17 protein-coding genes are annotated in these 15,872 nt (G+C 71.9%); 7 read left to right on the top strand and 10 right to left on the bottom strand.

What is annotated here, in order from left to right; all coding sequences use genetic code 11:
- Nucleotides 1-158 precede the first annotated feature (158 nt).
- From OG776_RS13840 to OG776_RS13830, 3 genes are read left to right on the top strand one after another with little or no spacing between them, the layout of a single operon-like run.
- Nucleotides 159-1,157, top strand: coding sequence for an AraC family transcriptional regulator (locus OG776_RS13840; protein ID WP_329320895.1), 999 nt, complete (start codon nucleotides 159-161; stop codon nucleotides 1,155-1,157).
- A complete protein-coding gene (locus OG776_RS13835) occupies nucleotides 1,109-1,801 on the top strand; it encodes an AzlC family ABC transporter permease (RefSeq protein WP_261994683.1) in 693 nt (230 codons plus the stop codon). The genes OG776_RS13840 and OG776_RS13835 overlap by 49 nt, the downstream gene beginning before the upstream one ends.
- Nucleotides 1,798-2,106 carry an AzlD domain-containing protein gene (locus OG776_RS13830; RefSeq protein ID WP_148010803.1) on the top strand — a complete coding sequence of 103 codons (309 nt, stop codon included), beginning with the start codon at nucleotides 1,798-1,800 and terminating at the stop codon, nucleotides 2,104-2,106. The genes OG776_RS13835 and OG776_RS13830 overlap by 4 nt, the downstream gene beginning before the upstream one ends.
- Before the next feature lie 286 nt (nucleotides 2,107-2,392).
- On the opposite strand, the gene OG776_RS13825 is transcribed toward OG776_RS13830, so the two are convergent.
- Nucleotides 2,393-3,346, bottom strand: coding sequence for a hypothetical protein (locus tag OG776_RS13825; protein ID WP_148010804.1), 954 nt, complete (start codon nucleotides 3,344-3,346; stop codon nucleotides 2,393-2,395).
- Between the two features lie 80 nt (nucleotides 3,347-3,426).
- On the opposite strand from OG776_RS13825, the gene OG776_RS13820 reads away from it, so the two are divergent.
- The gene (locus OG776_RS13820) at nucleotides 3,427-3,621 is read left to right on the top strand and encodes a DUF3046 domain-containing protein (protein WP_148010805.1); all 195 of its coding nucleotides are present in this window, start codon (nucleotides 3,427-3,429) and stop codon (nucleotides 3,619-3,621) included.
- Between the two features lie 93 nt (nucleotides 3,622-3,714).
- Nucleotides 3,715-4,929 carry an AI-2E family transporter gene (locus OG776_RS13815; RefSeq protein WP_329320891.1) on the top strand — a complete coding sequence of 405 codons (1,215 nt, stop codon included), beginning with the start codon at nucleotides 3,715-3,717 and terminating at the stop codon, nucleotides 4,927-4,929.
- 131 nt (nucleotides 4,930-5,060) lie between these two features.
- Here the strand turns inward: OG776_RS13815 and OG776_RS13810 are convergent, their stop codons facing one another.
- A complete protein-coding gene (locus OG776_RS13810; RefSeq protein WP_329320889.1) occupies nucleotides 5,061-5,930 on the bottom strand; it encodes a hypothetical protein in 870 nt (289 codons plus the stop codon).
- 342 nt (nucleotides 5,931-6,272) lie between these two features.
- On the opposite strand from OG776_RS13810, the gene recA reads away from it, so the two are divergent.
- Nucleotides 6,273-7,397 (top strand): recombinase RecA, encoded by a 1,125-nt coding sequence (recA, locus tag OG776_RS13805; RefSeq protein WP_148010808.1) that lies wholly within the window; start codon nucleotides 6,273-6,275, stop codon nucleotides 7,395-7,397.
- Between the two features lie 3 nt (nucleotides 7,398-7,400).
- Nucleotides 7,401-8,336: a recombination regulator RecX gene (gene recX / locus OG776_RS13800; protein ID WP_329320886.1), complete on the top strand. Its 936-nt coding sequence runs from the start codon at nucleotides 7,401-7,403 to the stop codon at nucleotides 8,334-8,336.
- A gap of 428 nt (nucleotides 8,337-8,764) precedes the next feature.
- Here recX and OG776_RS13795 read toward each other — a convergent pair whose 3' ends face one another.
- The 8 genes from OG776_RS13795 to OG776_RS13760 form a co-directional block, all read right to left on the bottom strand.
- Nucleotides 8,765-9,175 carry a rhodanese-like domain-containing protein gene (locus OG776_RS13795; protein WP_329320884.1) on the bottom strand — a complete coding sequence of 137 codons (411 nt, stop codon included), beginning with the start codon at nucleotides 9,173-9,175 and terminating at the stop codon, nucleotides 8,765-8,767.
- Nucleotides 9,172-9,699 (bottom strand): cysteine dioxygenase, encoded by a 528-nt coding sequence (locus tag OG776_RS13790; RefSeq protein ID WP_329320882.1) that lies wholly within the window; start codon nucleotides 9,697-9,699, stop codon nucleotides 9,172-9,174. Before OG776_RS13790 ends, OG776_RS13795 begins: the two co-directional genes overlap by 4 nt.
- Nucleotides 9,700-9,771: 72 nt before the next feature.
- On the bottom strand, nucleotides 9,772-9,843 hold the full coding sequence (locus OG776_RS13785; protein WP_318658241.1) for a putative leader peptide: 72 nt from the start codon (nucleotides 9,841-9,843) through the stop codon (nucleotides 9,772-9,774).
- 376 nt (nucleotides 9,844-10,219) lie between these two features.
- Entirely contained in the window at nucleotides 10,220-11,902 is a 1,683-nt protein-coding gene (locus OG776_RS13780) for an FAD-dependent monooxygenase (protein WP_148010812.1), read from the bottom strand.
- A gap of 376 nt (nucleotides 11,903-12,278) precedes the next feature.
- Nucleotides 12,279-13,223 (bottom strand): amino acid ABC transporter permease, encoded by a 945-nt coding sequence (locus tag OG776_RS13775; RefSeq protein ID WP_148010813.1) that lies wholly within the window; start codon nucleotides 13,221-13,223, stop codon nucleotides 12,279-12,281.
- On the bottom strand, nucleotides 13,220-13,867 hold the full coding sequence (locus tag OG776_RS13770; RefSeq protein WP_148010814.1) for an amino acid ABC transporter permease: 648 nt from the start codon (nucleotides 13,865-13,867) through the stop codon (nucleotides 13,220-13,222). The genes OG776_RS13775 and OG776_RS13770 overlap by 4 nt, the downstream gene beginning before the upstream one ends.
- 167 nt (nucleotides 13,868-14,034) lie before the next feature.
- The gene (locus OG776_RS13765; RefSeq protein ID WP_148010815.1) at nucleotides 14,035-14,952 is read right to left on the bottom strand and encodes a glutamate ABC transporter substrate-binding protein; all 918 of its coding nucleotides are present in this window, start codon (nucleotides 14,950-14,952) and stop codon (nucleotides 14,035-14,037) included.
- 85 nt (nucleotides 14,953-15,037) lie between these two features.
- Nucleotides 15,038-15,814: an amino acid ABC transporter ATP-binding protein gene (locus OG776_RS13760; RefSeq protein ID WP_148010816.1), complete on the bottom strand. Its 777-nt coding sequence runs from the start codon at nucleotides 15,812-15,814 to the stop codon at nucleotides 15,038-15,040.
- Nucleotides 15,815-15,872 lie beyond the last annotated feature (58 nt).

Below are 15,872 nucleotides of genomic sequence, written 5' to 3'. Positions count from 1 at the left end.
CCACTGACAATTGCCCTGACCTGCGCGGATACGACCGCCGAGGCAACCGGCGCAAGCGGTCTGAGGAGGTCGGGACGGCCGGGGGAGGCCGCGGGAGGTCGGGAGAGGGATGTGCCGCGTGGTCGGCGACCGGTCCCGGCGTCGCGGAGAATGAGGAGATGGCGGGTTCGGGACGGGAACGGGCACGGCACTGGCAGTACGCGGAACTGCCCGGTGTCGACCTGCTGCGCGCCCGCTTCGTCGAGAAGGTCTTCGTGCGGCACACCCACGAGAACTTCGTGATCGCCGCCATCGCCGACGGCGTCGAGGTCTTCCACCACGGCGGCGCCGACCAGTACGCGGGTCCGGGCACCCTCGCGCTGGTCAACCCCGACACCCCGCACACCGGCCGGGCCGGCGTCCCCGAGGGCTGGCGGTACGGAGCGGTGTACCCGTCTCCCGCGCTGATGGCGGAGATCGCCGCCGAGACCACCACGATCCGCGGCACCCCGGGATTCGTCCGCCCGGTGCTCGACGACCCGTACGCGGTGACTCTGGTCCACCAGGTGCTCCGGGCCGCCGACGACGGCAACGCGCTCGCCGCCGACACCCTGCTGAGGGTCGCCGTGACCCGGCTGCTCCGTCTGAACGGGGCCCCGCTGCCGCAGCGGGCCGTGCTCACCGCGGGGTCCCGCGTAGCCGCACGCGCGCGTGCCGTGCTGGAGGAGCGGATGGCCGAACCCCCGACCCTGGAACGGCTCGCCACCGACCTCGGCACCAGCCCGTTCGCCCTGCTGCGCGCCTTCCGCGACACCTACGGCATGCCACCGCACACCTGGCTCACCGACGCCCGGGTCCGCAGGGCCCGTCGGCTCCTGGACACCGGTGCCGCGCCCGCGGAGGCCGCCGTCGCCGTCGGTTTCACCGACCAGCCCCACCTGAACCGCCACTTCACCCGGATCGTGGGCGTGCCCCCGGGCGCCTACCGGCGCGAGCGCAAGAACGTACAAGACGCCGGGCCGGGACCGTACCTACCGTCCGGGGTGTGGCAGAACAGACAGCTCGCGCAGCGACACACACGAGAGAAGAAGACGGCGGAAGACCCGACGCCGCCGTCGTCCGGGACGCCCTGGGGGTCGGGATCGCCGTCGGACTGTCCGGTTTCGCCTTCGGGGTGACCTCGGCGGGCAGTGGACTCACGGTGCCGCAGACCTGTGCCCTCAGCCTCCTGGTGTTCACCGGCGCCTCCCAGTTCGCGCTCGTGGGCGCTCTCGCCAGCGGTGGCAATCCGCTCACGGCGGCAGCCGGCGCGTTCTTCCTCGGGGTCCGCAACGCCTTCTACGGGCTGCGTCTGTCGCAGTTGCTGGCCCTCCCGCGCGCGGTGCGTCCGTTCGCCGCCCAGTGGGTGATCGACGAGACGACAGCCGTGGCGCTGGCCCAGCCGACCCGTCGCCGCGTCCGGATCGGCTTCACCGTGACGGGACTCAGCCTCTACGTGCTCTGGAACCTGACCACGCTCCTGGGCGCCCTTGGGGCGGACGCCATCGGGGACACCGACGCGTGGGGGCTGGACGCCGCCGGGCCGGCCGTCTTCCTCGCGCTGCTCGCACCGATGCTGACGACCGCCACCGAGCGCGCGGTCGCCGGTGCCGCGGTGCTCCTGGGGCTCGGTCTGCTCTCCGTGCTGCCCGCGGGAGTACCGGTCCTGGTGGCCGCGCTGGCCGCGCCCGCCGCCCTCTACGTGGAGGGCCGCCGCCGTCGCCCGGCGGGGGCCGACGGCCTGGCGGGGACCGCCCACGACGCGTCTGGAGAGGACCGTTGAACATCTGGATCGCGATCGGCGTGACCGCCGTCGGCTGCTACGTCGTGAAGCTCACGGGGCTGCTGGTTCCGGCGGGCGTCCTGGAGCGTCCGCTCGTCAAGCGCCTCGCCGCCCTGCTGCCCGTCGCCCTGCTCGCGGCGCTCACGGCGCAGCAGACCTTCGCCGACGGACGCGTCCTGGTCCTGGACGCGAAGGCCGCCGGACTCGCCGCGGCAGCCGTGGCACTGCTCCTGAGGGCGCCCTTCCTGCTCGTGGTCGGTGCCGCGGTGGTCGTGACGGCGGGGGTGCGGGCGCTGACGGGCTGAGGGCGCGGGCGACGCGACCCGTCGACACGGGGACGCGGGGACGAGGCACGCGGTGACGGGGAGAAGGGGGAACCGACGTGCGGCGGGGGAGCGGCCGGCGGGGCCGTCCGGCCCGCGTCCGTCAGGAGACCCCGCCCGTGTTCCCGCGGCGCGCGGCCCTGGGGCGTGCCCTCCAGGGTCTGCGGACCGTTCCGGCGCCCTCCGAGGACGGCATCGACGACTCCAGGGCTCCCCGGACCGTGACAGCGCCCCCAGGACGCGCGGCATCGCGTCGGCGCCACGCGGGTCAGCCGATGGTCCGCCCGTGGGCCCGCAGGGTGCGCAGTGCCTCGATCGACACCATGGGACGGCACTCCAGGGCGGTGCCCGGTGCCCAGGTCCGCCAGCGGACCGGCCAGCCGCCGTCCTCCCGCTGGTCGCCCGCGAGGAAGTCGAGCGAGCGGGACATCTCCTCGTCGGTGAACCACGCGCGCGCGAGCGAGCCCGGCGTCCTCGCGTAGTCGTACGGGAAGTGGTGTTCGCCCGGCGCGTAGCCGGAGGCCACCGGGAACGCGTCGAGGCGATCCGGGTCGAGCACGGCGAGCCGGTGCTCGCGCACCAGCCGGCCGAGCCGGTCGGCGGCGGCCTCCGCGCGCGGGCGGTCGGGCGCGGAGTCCAGGAAGGCCACGGCCGCCTCGACCTCGTAGGGGTGGGACTTGTCCAGGGACTCCACCGCCTGCCAGCAGAAGTCGGTGGCCCGGAACAGCCACGCGTGCCAGACCTCGTTGCGGTGCAGCAGGCCCACCACGGGCCCGGTGGCGAGCAGTTCGCTCGGCGGGTCGTCGACGACCGGTACGAAGGGGGCGTGGGGATATCCGCGCTGACCGGGGGCGACCGCGGGCAGCGCGCCGTCCGCCGTCGAGACGGACGTCAGATAGCGGCACACACGGTCCACGCGCTGTCCGCCGCACCGCCCGATCGAGTCGAGCACGCGCAGGGCGTGCGCCGTGTGCAGAGGCTGGCTGACCGGGCCGCGCAGATCGGGTTCGAGCGCATGGCCGTATCCCTCGTCGTCGTTGCGGTAGGCGGCCAGCGCGGTCTCGACCGCGTCGGCGCCGCCCTCGTCGCCGTGCAGGAAGTGGTACACGAAGCGGCGCTGTTCCAGTACGCGCGCCGTGAGCCAGACGAAGTGCTCGGCGCGCGCGAGCGGGGTGTGCGCCGGGGGCGTCGGGGGGAGTGCGGATGCTCCGGATTCGGCCATGCCTCAGACCGTAGGGCGGAAAGCCGTCCCGGCAAGGGGTCCCGGGCGGGACCCACTCTCAGGGGCGCGATACTGGATTCATGCGGTTGACGGTCTTCTGGCAGCGGATGGCGGAGCACTTCGGTGCGGGGTACGCCGACACCTTCGCGCGCGATCATGTGATGACGGAGCTGGGCGGCCGGACGGTGCACGAGGCCCTGGACGCCGGGTGGGAGGCCAAGGACGTGTGGCGCGTGGTCTGCGCGACCATGAACGTTCCGTACGAGAACCGCTGACCGGACGGGAACTTCCGGGCGAAAGCCGCTGACCGGCGACGAAGTGTCCGGGGGCGGGCACCGATTGTCGGTGGCGTGGGCGAGACTTGCTCCGTGGCCCCGACAGACGAGACCGCGCAGGTCGACCAGCAGGCATCACCGTCCGGCACGACGCCGCCCGCGCCGCCCCCCGGTGGGGACGCCGTGGCGCAGGGCGCCCGCATGCCGCGCTGGCTGCCGCGCGCGATGGTGCTGGCGCTCACCCTCATCGCCGTCTTCCAGCTGGGCAGTTGGGCGTTCCACCAGCTGATAGGCCTGTTGATCAACATCCTCATCGCGTTCTTCCTGGCGCTCGCGATCGAGCCCGCGGTGAGCTGGATGGCCTCGTACGGCATGCGCCGGGGGATGGCGACCTTCCTCGTCTTCTTCGGCCTGCTGATCGTGACCGCCGGATTCGTCGCGCTGCTGGGCTCGATGCTCGCGGGCCAGATCATCAAGATGGTCGAGGGTTTCCCCGAGTACCTGGACTCGGTGATCAACTGGGTCAACTCGACCTTCCACACCGACCTGAGACGGGTGGACGTCCAGGACAGCCTGGTCCACTCCGACTGGCTGCGGAAGTACGTGCAGAACAGCGCGACCGGCGTCCTGGACGTGTCGGCGCAGGTGCTCGGGGGCCTCTTCAAGCTGCTGACGATCACGCTGTTCTCGTTCTACTTCGCGGCCGACGGGCCACGGCTGCGGCGCGCGCTGTGCTCCGTGCTGCCGCCCGCGCGGCAGGCCGAGGTGCTGCGGGCGTGGGAGATCGCGGTCGACAAGACCGGCGGCTATCTGTACTCGCGCGGCCTGATGGCGCTGATCTCCGGCATCGCGCACTACATCCTGCTGGAGTCCCTGGGCGTGCCCTACGCGCCCGTGCTCGCCGTCTGGGTCGGGCTGGTCTCGCAGTTCATCCCCACCATCGGCACCTACCTCGCGGGCGCCCTGCCGATGCTGATCGCGTTCACGGTCGATCCCTGGTACGCGCTGTGGGTGCTGGTCTTCGTCGTGATCTACCAGCAGTTCGAGAACTATGTGCTGCAGCCGAAGCTGACCTCCAAGACCGTCGACATCCACCCCGCGGTCGCCTTCGGCTCGGTCATCGCGGGCACCGCGCTGCTCGGCGCCGTCGGTGCCCTGATCGCCATTCCCGCGGTCGCCACGCTGCAGGCCTTCCTGGGCGCGTACGTGAAGCGGTACGACGTCACGGACGACCCCCGGGTGCACGGACGCCGGATCAGAAGACCCGGCTCGGTCCGCGCGCGGCTGCGCGGACTGCTCGGCAGATGACCCCGGCCGCGCATGACACCGCGCGGCAGATGCCCCCTCGCGGTGCATGCTCCCCCGTGACGCGTGCCCGCTCGTGACGCGTGAGGACCGTCGGCAGCGTCCCGCGGGCACCGCAGCGAAGAGAGCTCGGCTCACCAGGTGAGGACCGCCCAGGCCGCGGCGCCCAGGACGGCCGCCGTCCAGCAGCCCACCGCCGCGTACACGATCCGCAGCCGGGTCCGCTCGCTCCAGGCGGTGCGAGCCAGGGACCGGGCCAGCAGGGGCAGGACCAGCACCGCGTGCAGGCTCACGCCGTGCAGGGGCTTGAGCGGGGCCGTCGAGCGGTAGGCCGCCTGCTGGTGGCCGGTACGGGTGAGGACGACGCCGCGCGCGATCATCGCGGCGCCCGACAGCAGGGCGACGAGCAGGATCGCGAACCCGGAGCGCAGCGCGAGCGGCATCCCCGTGGGGCCCGTGGGCCGGGTCCGGAACGAGGCGACCGCGAAGACGGTGAGCAGCACCACCAGGACACCGCCGCCCACCGCGAGCGTCATCGACACCGCCGTGTCGAAGGGGGTCTCCATGTCGAGATGCGAGGGCACCCGCCGCCAGGCCTGCAGGGCGATCCCGCCGACCTCCACGACACAGTCCGCAGCGAACACGACGAGCAGCACGGTGCGCAGGCGGGCTCCGACGCGCAGGTACGACGTGACCCAGGTGAGCGCGATCAGCGTCAGTCCGAAGGAGAGGCCGAACGTCGCCGGCTTGCGCCAGGAGACCGGGCCGTCCCAGGGCCCGTCGTCCACGGCGAAGACGACCAGGTGCGCCAGGCCGGAGAGCGTCAGGACCGCGCCGGTCACGTGGCAGAGGCGCTCGGCGGGACGCGCCGCACGCCAGGCGGCACGGGCGCTCCTGTCCTCCCTGGGACCCGGGCGGGGTGCGGGGACGGCGGCCGGCGGGGTGGCGAAGGCGGGCGCGGGTGTTCCGCCGCGGTGTTCCGCGCGGTTCTGCGGATGGTCCATGGGCTCAGCTTCGACGGCGAGGGGCGCGGGGTCGTCGTACGGCCGAAGACTCCCGCCGTACGACGCGGAGAGTACGTGCGCGCGGCGCGGGGAGCCTCGCGGGGGCCGTTGTCGGACCGTGACCGTAGTCTCGGAGATGCCGCGTGGTGCGCTTGACATCAAAATCGAACATCCATTCTTATGGGATCTCCGGCGGGGCTCGTTGCGGGGATTCCGGCAGGGCTTTCGCGGAGATGTGCCCGAGTTATCCACAGGTCGGGCGGGCGTCGGGGCGCATTGTCAGTGGCAGGCGTTAGCGTCTTTGACGTGAAGCGATCGACTCAAGCAAATCGGGTGGAACCCATGGCAGGTACGGACCGCGAGAAGGCGCTCGACGCCGCGCTCGCACAGATTGAACGGCAATTCGGCAAGGGCGCGGTGATGCGTCTGGGCGAGCGCCCGAACGAGCCCATCGAGGTCATCCCCACCGGGTCGACCGCGCTCGACGTGGCCCTCGGCGTCGGCGGTCTCCCGCGCGGCCGGGTGGTGGAGGTGTACGGCCCGGAGTCCTCCGGCAAGACCACGCTGACGCTGCACGCGGTGGCGAACGCGCAGCGGGCCGGCGGCCAGGTGGCCTTCGTGGACGCCGAGCACGCCCTCGACCCCGAGTACGCGAAGAAGCTCGGCGTCGACATCGACAACCTGATCCTGTCCCAGCCGGACAACGGTGAGCAGGCTCTGGAGATCGTGGACATGCTCGTCCGCTCCGGCGCCCTCGACCTCATCGTCATCGACTCCGTCGCCGCGCTGGTGCCGCGCGCGGAGATCGAGGGCGAGATGGGTGACTCGCACGTGGGTCTGCAGGCCCGTCTGATGAGCCAGGCCCTGCGCAAGATCACCAGCGCGCTCAACCAGTCGAAGACCACCGCGATCTTCATCAACCAGCTCCGCGAGAAGATCGGCGTGATGTTCGGTTCGCCGGAGACCACGACGGGTGGCCGGGCGCTGAAGTTCTACGCCTCGGTGCGCCTCGACATCCGCCGCATCGAAACGCTGAAGGACGGCACGGACGCGGTCGGCAACCGCACCCGCGTCAAGGTCGTCAAGAACAAGGTCGCGCCCCCCTTCAAGCAGGCCGAGTTCGACATCCTCTACGGGCAGGGCATCAGCCGCGAGGGCGGTCTGATCGACATGGGCGTGGAGCACGGCTTCGTGCGCAAGGCCGGCGCCTGGTACACGTACGAGGGCGACCAGCTCGGCCAGGGCAAGGAGAACGCGCGCAACTTCCTGAAGGACAACCCCGACCTGGCGAACGAGATCGAGAAGAAGATCAAGGAGAAGCTGGGCGTCGGCGTACGGCCGGCCGAGCCCACCGCCGAGCCGGGCGCGGACGCGGCGGCCCCGGCCGTCTCGGACGAGGCCGCGAAGACGGTGCCGGCCCCCGCGGTCAAGGCCACCAAGTCCAAGGCCGCGGCGGCCAAGAGCTAGTCCATGACGCGACGAACCGACTGGGCCGAGTACGCGGACCCCGTGCCACCGGAGGGGCGGGGGCACGGGGGAGACGGTGATCCGGTCGGAGACGGTGGAAGAGCTCACGACGGGGGGTACGGCTCCGACGGGTTCCTCGACGGGTTCCTCGACGGGGATCCGGACGGACCGGACGGCGCGGGGCGTCGGCACCGGGGCTCCCGCGGGCGCGCGGGACTCGGAGACCCGGGCGGCCCGGAGGGCTACGGCGAAGGTCCGGCGGACCCGTACGGTTCGCCGGCCGACGGTGCCGGCCGTGGCGGCACCGGCCGGCGCGGCGGCGGAGGGCCGCGCGGTGCACGAGGGCGCCGGAGGAACGGCGGATTCGGTGAGCCGTCCGGCGACGCACAGGACGGAGGCACTCCCACCTCGTCGAGGGCCGAGCGGGGGGAGCCTTCAGGGGACCCGGCTGAGCGGGCGCGGGCGATCTGTCTGCGCCTGCTCACCGGGACCCCGCGCACGCGCAAACAGCTCGCGGACGCGCTGCGCAAGCGGGAGATCCCCGACGAGGTGGCGGACGAGGTCCTGTCACGCTTCGAGGAGGTCGGCCTGATCAACGACGGCGCCTTCGCGGAGGCCTGGGTGGAGTCCCGGCACCACGGCCGGGGTCTGGCCCGGCGGGCCCTCGCGCGCGAACTGCGGACCAAGGGCGTGGACTCGACGCTCATCGACGAGGCCGTCGGACAGCTCGACTCCGAGCAGGAGGAGACGACGGCGCGCGAACTCGTCGCCCGCAAGCTGCGCTCCACCCGTGGCCTCGACCGTGACAAGCGGCTGCGCCGTCTCGCGGGCATGCTCGCCCGGAAGGGGTACTCCGAGGGCATGGCCCTGCGGGTGGTCCGCCAGGCGCTGGAGGAAGAGGGCGAGGACACGGAGGGGCTCGGGGACGAGGGGTTCTGACCTGCGGCAGACCGCGGACACGGGGTTCTGGATCGGTGGGTGTTCCGGGCGCGGGACGCCGACTTCGAGGGGGTGTCTCCGACGGGGTGCCGAGTCCGAGGGGAAGTCTCCTAGGGGAGTGCCGACTCCGACGGGCGTCGACTTCGATGGAGCTCAGACTCCGACGGGCGTCGACTTTGGTGGAGCTCAGACTCCGACGGGCGTCGACTTTGGTGGAGCGCCGTTTCAGACGGGGCGCAAGGCGCCCGGTCGTGGGTGGCCGCGGTGCCAAGTACCGCACGGCGGGCGCCCGTTGTGGCAGAGGGGCCCCACCCCGGCAGGCCGGGAACGACCTGGACCGCCGGGATCGGGATCACGGGACCGGGATCATGGGACGGGGATCAGGGGGCCGCATCACGAAGAGCTGCCTCGCGGGGCTCGACGGGGGCTCAGGGGGACGGCGCGGTCACCGGCAGGCCGGCCGCTTTCCACGCCTGGAACCCTCCGACCAGATCGGTCGCCCGGTGCAGTCCCAGCTGACGCAGCGACACGGCCGCGAGGCTGGACGCGTACCCCTCGTTGCAGATCACCACGACCCGCAGATCGTGACCGGTGGCCTCGGGGACGCGGTGGCTGCCCTGGGGATCGAGCCGCCACTCGAGTTCGTTGCGTTCGACGACGAGCGCTCCGGGGATCAGCCCGTCCCGGTCGCGCAGGGCGGCGTACCGGATGTCGATGAGGAGGGCTTCGCCCGCCCGCGCGGCGACATGCGCCTCCCCGGCCTCCACCCGGTCGAGTCCCGCGCGGACCTCCTCCAGCAGCGCGTCGATGCCCACCGGGCCCTTGATGTGGTCGTTCACTGCCAGTCCTCCGGACGTTCGACCTGCTCGAGACGGAGAATCTGCCCGGTGCGGCTGTAGCGGCGGATCCGGGGCAGCGGTGGGTAGTAGGCGTGGACGGAGATCGCGTGCTCCTCGGTGGATTCGTTGAACACCTCGTGCACATGGTGGCGGCCGAAGGAACGGCCCTTGCCGGCGGGCAGCCGCCGCTCGCGGTCGACCCCCTCGGTCAGTTCGAGGGTCTTCCAGCCGTCCGTGGGCAGCCGGGCGGCGAGCGAGTACTCCCTGAGTTCGCCGGACGCGGCGACGAAGGCGCCGACCGAGTCGGCGTGGTCGTGCCAGCCGGTTCCGGTGCCGGGAGGCCAGCCGATGAGCCAGGCCTCGCTGCCACCCGGACCCTCCAGACGGACCCAGGTACGGCCTTCGGGGTCGAGCGGAAGTGAGGCGACCAGCTCGGTGTCGGCGGCGGCACGGCGCACGAAGTCGAGCAGGTCGGCCTGGGTGGGAACGTGTGGGGGCGCTGAGACAGAGGGGGAGACAGACACTTGTACCGTCCTGAGGGTTCGCGTGGGGCGCGCGGCAGCTCGGAGCGCGCGCGGGAAAGAGGGGGAGCGAATTCAGAAGGACGGCCGACACACGCAGCCCGCATAGCGGACGAGGTCCATATGGACCCTCCGCCACAGGCGCACACAGGTGTCGGTCACGATCCGGAGTAGACCATGGCGGTTCGGACCGGTCAACTCACCGTCACTATGTGGACCGGAGGGTCACCCCGGGTGGGCGGGCGGATTCCCCGCGCCCGGCACACCGGCGCACCGGTGTGCCGGGCGCGGGGAAGGACGGTCGGGGGACGCACGGCGTGCGGCGGTACGGAAGAGCCCGAGGTCCGGGCCGTGCGGACGGTGGGCACAGGCCTCGCACGTTCCCGCGCCCCGATGGAAGGGGCCGCCCCGGAAGGGGGCGGGAGGCGATCGCGCCGACGGGCCCGCGCCGTCTACACCTCGTCACTGCGTGCGATCTGTCACGTGTGCGGTGCGTCACGGTGCCGGGACGGGGCCCCGGCACTCAGCCCGTGCGCACCGCGTTCTCCGCTCTCGTCTCCCGCTCCGCTTCGGCCGTCGGTCCGGCGGAGCCGCCCAGGACCGCCTCGGCCGCCGCGTACAGATCGGCCGGGCGCACGCCGCTCAGCGCGGTGACCAGATGGCCGTCGGGGCGGACCAGCAGCACGCTGTGCGCGGCCGCGCCGGGGTAGCTCTCGGCCACCAGGAGCTCGGCGGGGTGGGGCAGCGCGGTCACGGCCGCCGCGAGCCGGGGCATGATCCCGGCCGTCACCCAGTGCTTGCGCTCCCACACCCCCGTACCCGGCGCGATCAGCACGACCAGCAGGACCCCGCGGCCGAGCCGGTCCCGTAGCGGTACGAAGGTGCCGTCCTCCGCGGTGACGCGCACGTCGACGACCGGCGCACCGGGTGCCGTGTCCACCGGGGTCTCCGACTCGGAGGGGCGAGGCGCGAGCGGCGAGCCGCCGTACGTCCCGGGCCTGCCCAGTGGGCCGCGTCCCAGGTGCCCGTCCGTGAGCATGACGTCGTGGCCGCGGGCCGATCCCGGCACGTACGAGCGCAGCCCGCCGCCGCCCCGCAGCAGCGGAAGTGCCTGGTCGGCGGCGCGCAGCCGGGCGGCGACGACGGCGCGCCGCTCGACCTGGTAGCTGTCGAGCAGCGTCTCGTGCGGGCCGTGGTGCCAGGCGACCGCCAGCTTCCAGGCGAGGTTGTCGGCGTCCCGCAGGCCCTCGTCGAGCCCCTGGGTGCCGAGGGCGCCGAGCAGGTGCGCGGCGTCCCCGGCGAGGAAGACCCGGCCCGACCGCCACCGGCGAGCGAGGCGGTGGTGGACGGTGTGGACACCGGTGTCGAGCAGCTCGTACGCGGGGGTGGAGCCGCCGCTCCAGCCCGCGAGGGTCTCCCGGATGCGTGTCACCAGCAGGTCCGGGGTGACCAGGTCCTTGCCGGGCGGCAACAGCCAGTCCAGACGCCACACGTCGTCGGCGAGGGGGCGGGCGGTCACCTCGCCGGCCGAGGGACCCGAGGTCCGCCACGGTGGCATCCGGTGCAGCAACGCCTCGCCCGGCCAGGGAAGTTCCGTCCGCAGCGCGGCGACCGCGTGCCGTTCGACGGCCGTGCGCCCGGGGAAGCGGATGTCCTGGAGCTTGCGGACGGTCGAGCGCGGGCCGTCGCAGCCGACCAGGTAACTGCCCCTCCACCAGGTCCCGTTGGAGCCACGGGTGTGCGCGGTGACACCCGAGGTCTCCTGCTCGACGGAGTCGAGGCGGCTGTCGGCGGCGAGCCTGATCAGCCGTTCGTGGGCGATGGCCTCGCGCAGGGCGGCCGTGAGGGTGTGCTGCGCGAGGTGCAGCGGCGGCGCGAGCACCTCGTCGTCGCCGGGTTCCCCGGCGCTGCCGGCGCCTCGGGGGCCGGCTGAATCCTGCGCGTCGAAACGGATCTCGCGCATCACCTGCTTGCGCCGCATCGACCGCCATCCGGCCCAACGGAAACCGGCGGCGGAGAGGGGGAGACCCGTCAGGCGTTCGACGAGCGCGGCGGTGTCCTCACGCAGCACCACCGTCCGCGCGAGCCGTTGTTCGTCCTTGCCCGGCCCCTCGTCGAGGACCACGGAGGGGACCTCCTGGCGGGCCAGCGCAAGGGCCAGCGTGAGGCCCACGGGCCCCGCGCCGACAATGATCACCGGGTCCACGGCGCGGCGCCCCCTGCCCGCAGCGGTGCCCTGAAGGACGTGGGTGAACAAGGGAACGGAGCAGGGTGCACGATCACAGAATGTATGCAACCCAGTGCCGGTGCTTGCGTCAAGTGACGAGGTCCGCCGCACGGCTGAGTGATGATCAGCTGTCACCGGCGGACGGGGGCGCGGGCGCCGCGCCCCGGGGGCCCGGTCGCCTCCGTCCGCCGGACATTACAGGCGGCGCGGACGGCGCGGACGGCGCGGACGGCGCGGACGGCGCGGACGGCGCGGACGGCGCGGGCGGTACGGACGGCGTGGACGATACGGGTGGCGCGGGCGGTACGGGTGGCGCGGGCGGCACACCGGTGTGCCGCCCGCCCGTGGTCCGCGGCTACTTCACCGGACGGTCCGCGTCCCCGTCGGCCTGTTCCGGGATGCGGTCGGCCGCGTCGAGGACCCCCGGCTGTTCGGCGGGCTCGGCGGCCGCCGCCACCGCGACCCCGGTCTTCGAGCGGCGGCCCCGCCGCTCGATCCACGTCGCGACCGAGGAGAGCGCGAGGCACATCGCGATGTAGATCGCGCCGACGACGATGGTGACGGCCGTGAACGGGTTCTCCCCGTTGACGATGATGTTGTTGGCCATCGTCCGGGTGGCGAACAGGAGTTCCGTGTACGTGATGACGTAGCCGAGCGAGGTGTCCTTGAGCGTGACCACCAGCTGACTGATCATCGTGGGCAGCATGGAACGGACCGCCTGCGGCAGCAGCAGCGTCGTCATCACCTGGTACTTGCGCAGGCCGAGCGCGTACGCGGCCTCCACCTGGCCCTTGGGTACCGCGTTGATGCCCGCGCGGAAGATCTCCGCCTGCACACTGCCGTTGTAGACGGTCAGGCCGATCACGAGACCCCAGAACGCGGTGTTGTCACCGACGGCGCCGAGGTCGTTCTTGTAGGTGAGGAAGAGCACCCACAGGGCGTAGATGGTGATGAGCAGCGGGACGGCCCGGAACAGTTCGATGAAGCCGGTCGCGAACCAGCGGACCGGCCGGCGCTCGGACAGGCGTGCCACGGCGAGGAGCAGCCCGAGGACCAGGGACAGCACCCCGGCCACGGCGAACACCTTCAACGTGGTGAGCACGCCGTCCCGGATGTTGGCGCGCACACCGGCGTTGTTGAAGATGTTCCAGACGTCGGGGTCCAGCTGGTTCTTGGCGTCGAGCCGGTACACGACGAAGGCGAGCAGGGCGGCCAGGGCCAGCGAACCGAGCACCGTGTAGAGGCGGTTGCGCAGCCGCGCCTTGGGGCCCGGCGCGTCGTACAGAACGCTCGAAGTCATCGCGCGACCCCCAGTCGCCGCTCCAGCAGCCGGAAGAGACCGCTGATCGAGAAGGTGATGACGAGGTAGCCCAGAGCCACCCACAGGAAGATCCAGGTGATGGTGAAGCCCTGGTCGCTCAGCATCTTCTGCACGCCGAACAGTTCGGTGACGCTGAACGCGCCCGCGATCGCCGAGTTCTTGGTCAGGGCGATGAAGATCGAGCTGAGCGGAGGGATCACGGTCCGCGTCGCCTGCGGCAGGACGATCAGCCGCAGGGTCTGCGAGAAGCTCATGCCGAGCGAGCGGGCGGCCTCCGCCTGGCCGAGCGGCACCGTGTTGATGCCCGAGCGGATGGCCTCGCAGACGAAGGCCGAGGTGTAGAAGCTCAGGGCCAGCAGCGCCTTCATCCACGGGCTCAGACCCGGTACGAAGACGACCGGGACGACGAACCACGCGACGAGGAAGAGGAGCGTCAGGGGGGTGTTGCGGAAGAGGGTGACCCAGGCCGTGCCGAACATCCGCAGCGGAGGCACGGGCGAGACGCGGAACCCGGCGATGATGACACCCAGCACCATCGCGAGGAGACCGCTGGCGAAGGTCAGCAGTACGGTGCCTATGAACCCCTCGCGGAAGTCCGCGAGATGGTCGAGCAAAACGTTCACGGGGAGGTCCTCGTGGCGGTGTACGGGCAGGGAAGGCCGCGTCCGGGGCGGTGCGCCGGACGGCGTCGCGGGCACGGACCGAGGGACCGCCGCACGCGCGCGGGGCACCGGGCCGGCGGACACCGGCCCGGTCGACGCCCGCGCGGCGTCGGCGGCTCAGCGGCGCGTCAGTAGCGCTCGACGGCCGGCGGCTCGGCGTACGGCGAGCCGGACAGACCGAGCGTCGCGTCGTACGCCTTCTTGTAGTCGCCGTTCTTCTCGTGCTTCTCCAAGGCGTCGTTGACCGCGTCGCGCAGGGCCTTGTCGTCCTTGTTCATGCCCACGCCGTACGGCTCCTCGGTGAACGGCTGCCCGATCACCTTGAGCTTGGCGGGGCGCTGCGCCGCGTAACCCTTGAGGATGGCGTCGTCGGTGGTGACGGCGTCGACCTCGTTGTTGAGGAGCTGCTGGACGCACTCGGAGTACTTCGACAGCTCGACGGTCTTGGCGCCGTACTTGGGCTTCTTGATCTCCTGGAGCGGAGTGGAGCCCTTGATGGAGCAGACGGTCTTGCCCTTGAGCGAGTCGGGGCCGGTGATGCCCTTCTCGTCCTTGCGCACGAGCAGGTCGGCGCCCGCCTTGAAGTACGGGCCCGCGAAGCCGACCTGCTTCTTGCGCTCGTCGTTGATCGTGTACGTACCCACGTACAGGTCGACCTCGCCCTTCGAGATGGTGGTCTCGCGGACGTTGGAGTCGACGGTCTTGAACTCGAGCTGCTCGGGCTTGAACCCGAGGTCCGCGGCGACCATCTTGGCGATCTCGACGTCGAAGCCGGACCGCTTGCCCGTGGTGTCCTCGAAGCCCAGGTAGGGCTGGTCGTTCTTGGCGCCGACGACGAGCTTGCCCGCCTGCTGCGCCTTCTTCAGCGTGGCGGAGTCGACCTTCACACCGCTCGCGACGGCGTACGTCGGCAGCTTGGGCGCGTTCGCCCCCGTGCTCTCGCCTGCGGGCTTGTCGCCGGCGTTGCCGGACTCGCCGCCACAGGCCGTCAGGGCGAGCGCGAGGGTGGCGAGGACCGCCGCGGAGGCGGAGGTGCGGAACTTCATGGTGGACATCCTTCGATTCGGCTGATTCGGCGTTGCGTGGTTCCGGCCGGTGGCGGGCACCGGCCGGGGCGGCGCTGCGTCGGTGTCAGTGGTGCAGGATCTTCGACAGGAAGTCCTTGGCGCGGTCGCTGCGCGGGCTGCTGAAGAACTGGTCGGGCGCGGCCTGTTCGACGATGCGGCCGTCCGCCATGAAGACCACGCGGTTCGCGGCCGAGCGCGCGAAGCCCATCTCGTGGGTGACCACGACCATGGTCATGCCGTCGCGTGCCAGTTGCTGCATGACCTCGAGCACCTCATTGATCATCTCGGGGTCGAGCGCCGAGGTGGGCTCGTCGAAGAGCATGACCTTGGGGTCCATCGCCAGCGCCCGCGCGATCGCGACGCGCTGCTGCTGGCCGCCCGAGAGCTGGGCCGGGTACTTGTCCGCCTGGGTGCCCACGCCCACCCGGTCGAGCAGCGCGCGGGCCTTCTCCTCGGCGGCCTTCTTGTCCGCCTTGCGGACCTTGATCTGTCCCAGCATCACGTTCTCGAGCACCGTCTTGTGCGCGAAGAGGTTGAAGGACTGGAAGACCATGCCCACGTCGGCGCGCAGCCGGGCGAGCGCCTTGCCCTCCTCGGGCAGCGGTCGGCCGTCGATCGTGATGTCGCCCGAATCGATCGTCTCCAGGCGGTTGACGGTGCGGCACAGGGTCGACTTCCCGGACCCGGAGGGCCCGATGACCACGACGACCTCGCCACGGGCGATCGTCAGGTCGATGTCCTGGAGCACGTGCAACGCGCCGAAGTGCTTGTTGACGCTCTTCAGGACGACCAGGTCCTCGGTCGCGGCCGCGGCATCCTTGGCCACCGATACTTCGGTCATCGCTCTGGGGCTCCGTCCTCCTCGGTTTCGGTGGACAGTAGTGAGCCCTCGCGACCAG

It is taken from the genome of Streptomyces sp. NBC_01689 (assembly GCF_036250675.1).
Lineage (GTDB): Bacteria > Actinomycetota > Actinomycetes > Streptomycetales > Streptomycetaceae > Streptomyces.
The sequence above is the reverse complement of the archived record's forward strand: the minus strand, read 5'-3'. Positions and strand labels throughout refer to the sequence as shown.

What these genes read in the sequence shown, in the direction of transcription:
- OG776_RS13840 (WP_329320895.1), top strand. Translation starts at nt 159, where the DNA reads ATGGCGGGTTCGGGACGGGAACGGGCACGGCACTGGCAGTACGCGGAA.
- OG776_RS13825 (WP_148010804.1), bottom strand. Translation starts at nt 3,346, where the DNA reads ATGGCCGAATCCGGAGCATCCGCACTCCCCCCGACGCCCCCGGCGCAC.
- OG776_RS13820 (WP_148010805.1), top strand. Translation starts at nt 3,427, where the DNA reads ATGCGGTTGACGGTCTTCTGGCAGCGGATGGCGGAGCACTTCGGTGCG.
- OG776_RS13810 (WP_329320889.1), bottom strand. Translation starts at nt 5,930, where the DNA reads ATGGACCATCCGCAGAACCGCGCGGAACACCGCGGCGGAACACCCGCG.
- recA (WP_148010808.1), top strand. Translation starts at nt 6,273, where the DNA reads ATGGCAGGTACGGACCGCGAGAAGGCGCTCGACGCCGCGCTCGCACAG.
- recX (WP_329320886.1), top strand. Translation starts at nt 7,401, where the DNA reads ATGACGCGACGAACCGACTGGGCCGAGTACGCGGACCCCGTGCCACCG.
- OG776_RS13775 (WP_148010813.1), bottom strand. Translation starts at nt 13,223, where the DNA reads ATGACTTCGAGCGTTCTGTACGACGCGCCGGGCCCCAAGGCGCGGCTG.
- OG776_RS13765 (WP_148010815.1), bottom strand. Translation starts at nt 14,952, where the DNA reads ATGAAGTTCCGCACCTCCGCCTCCGCGGCGGTCCTCGCCACCCTCGCG.
- OG776_RS13760 (WP_148010816.1), bottom strand. Translation starts at nt 15,814, where the DNA reads ATGACCGAAGTATCGGTGGCCAAGGATGCCGCGGCCGCGACCGAGGAC.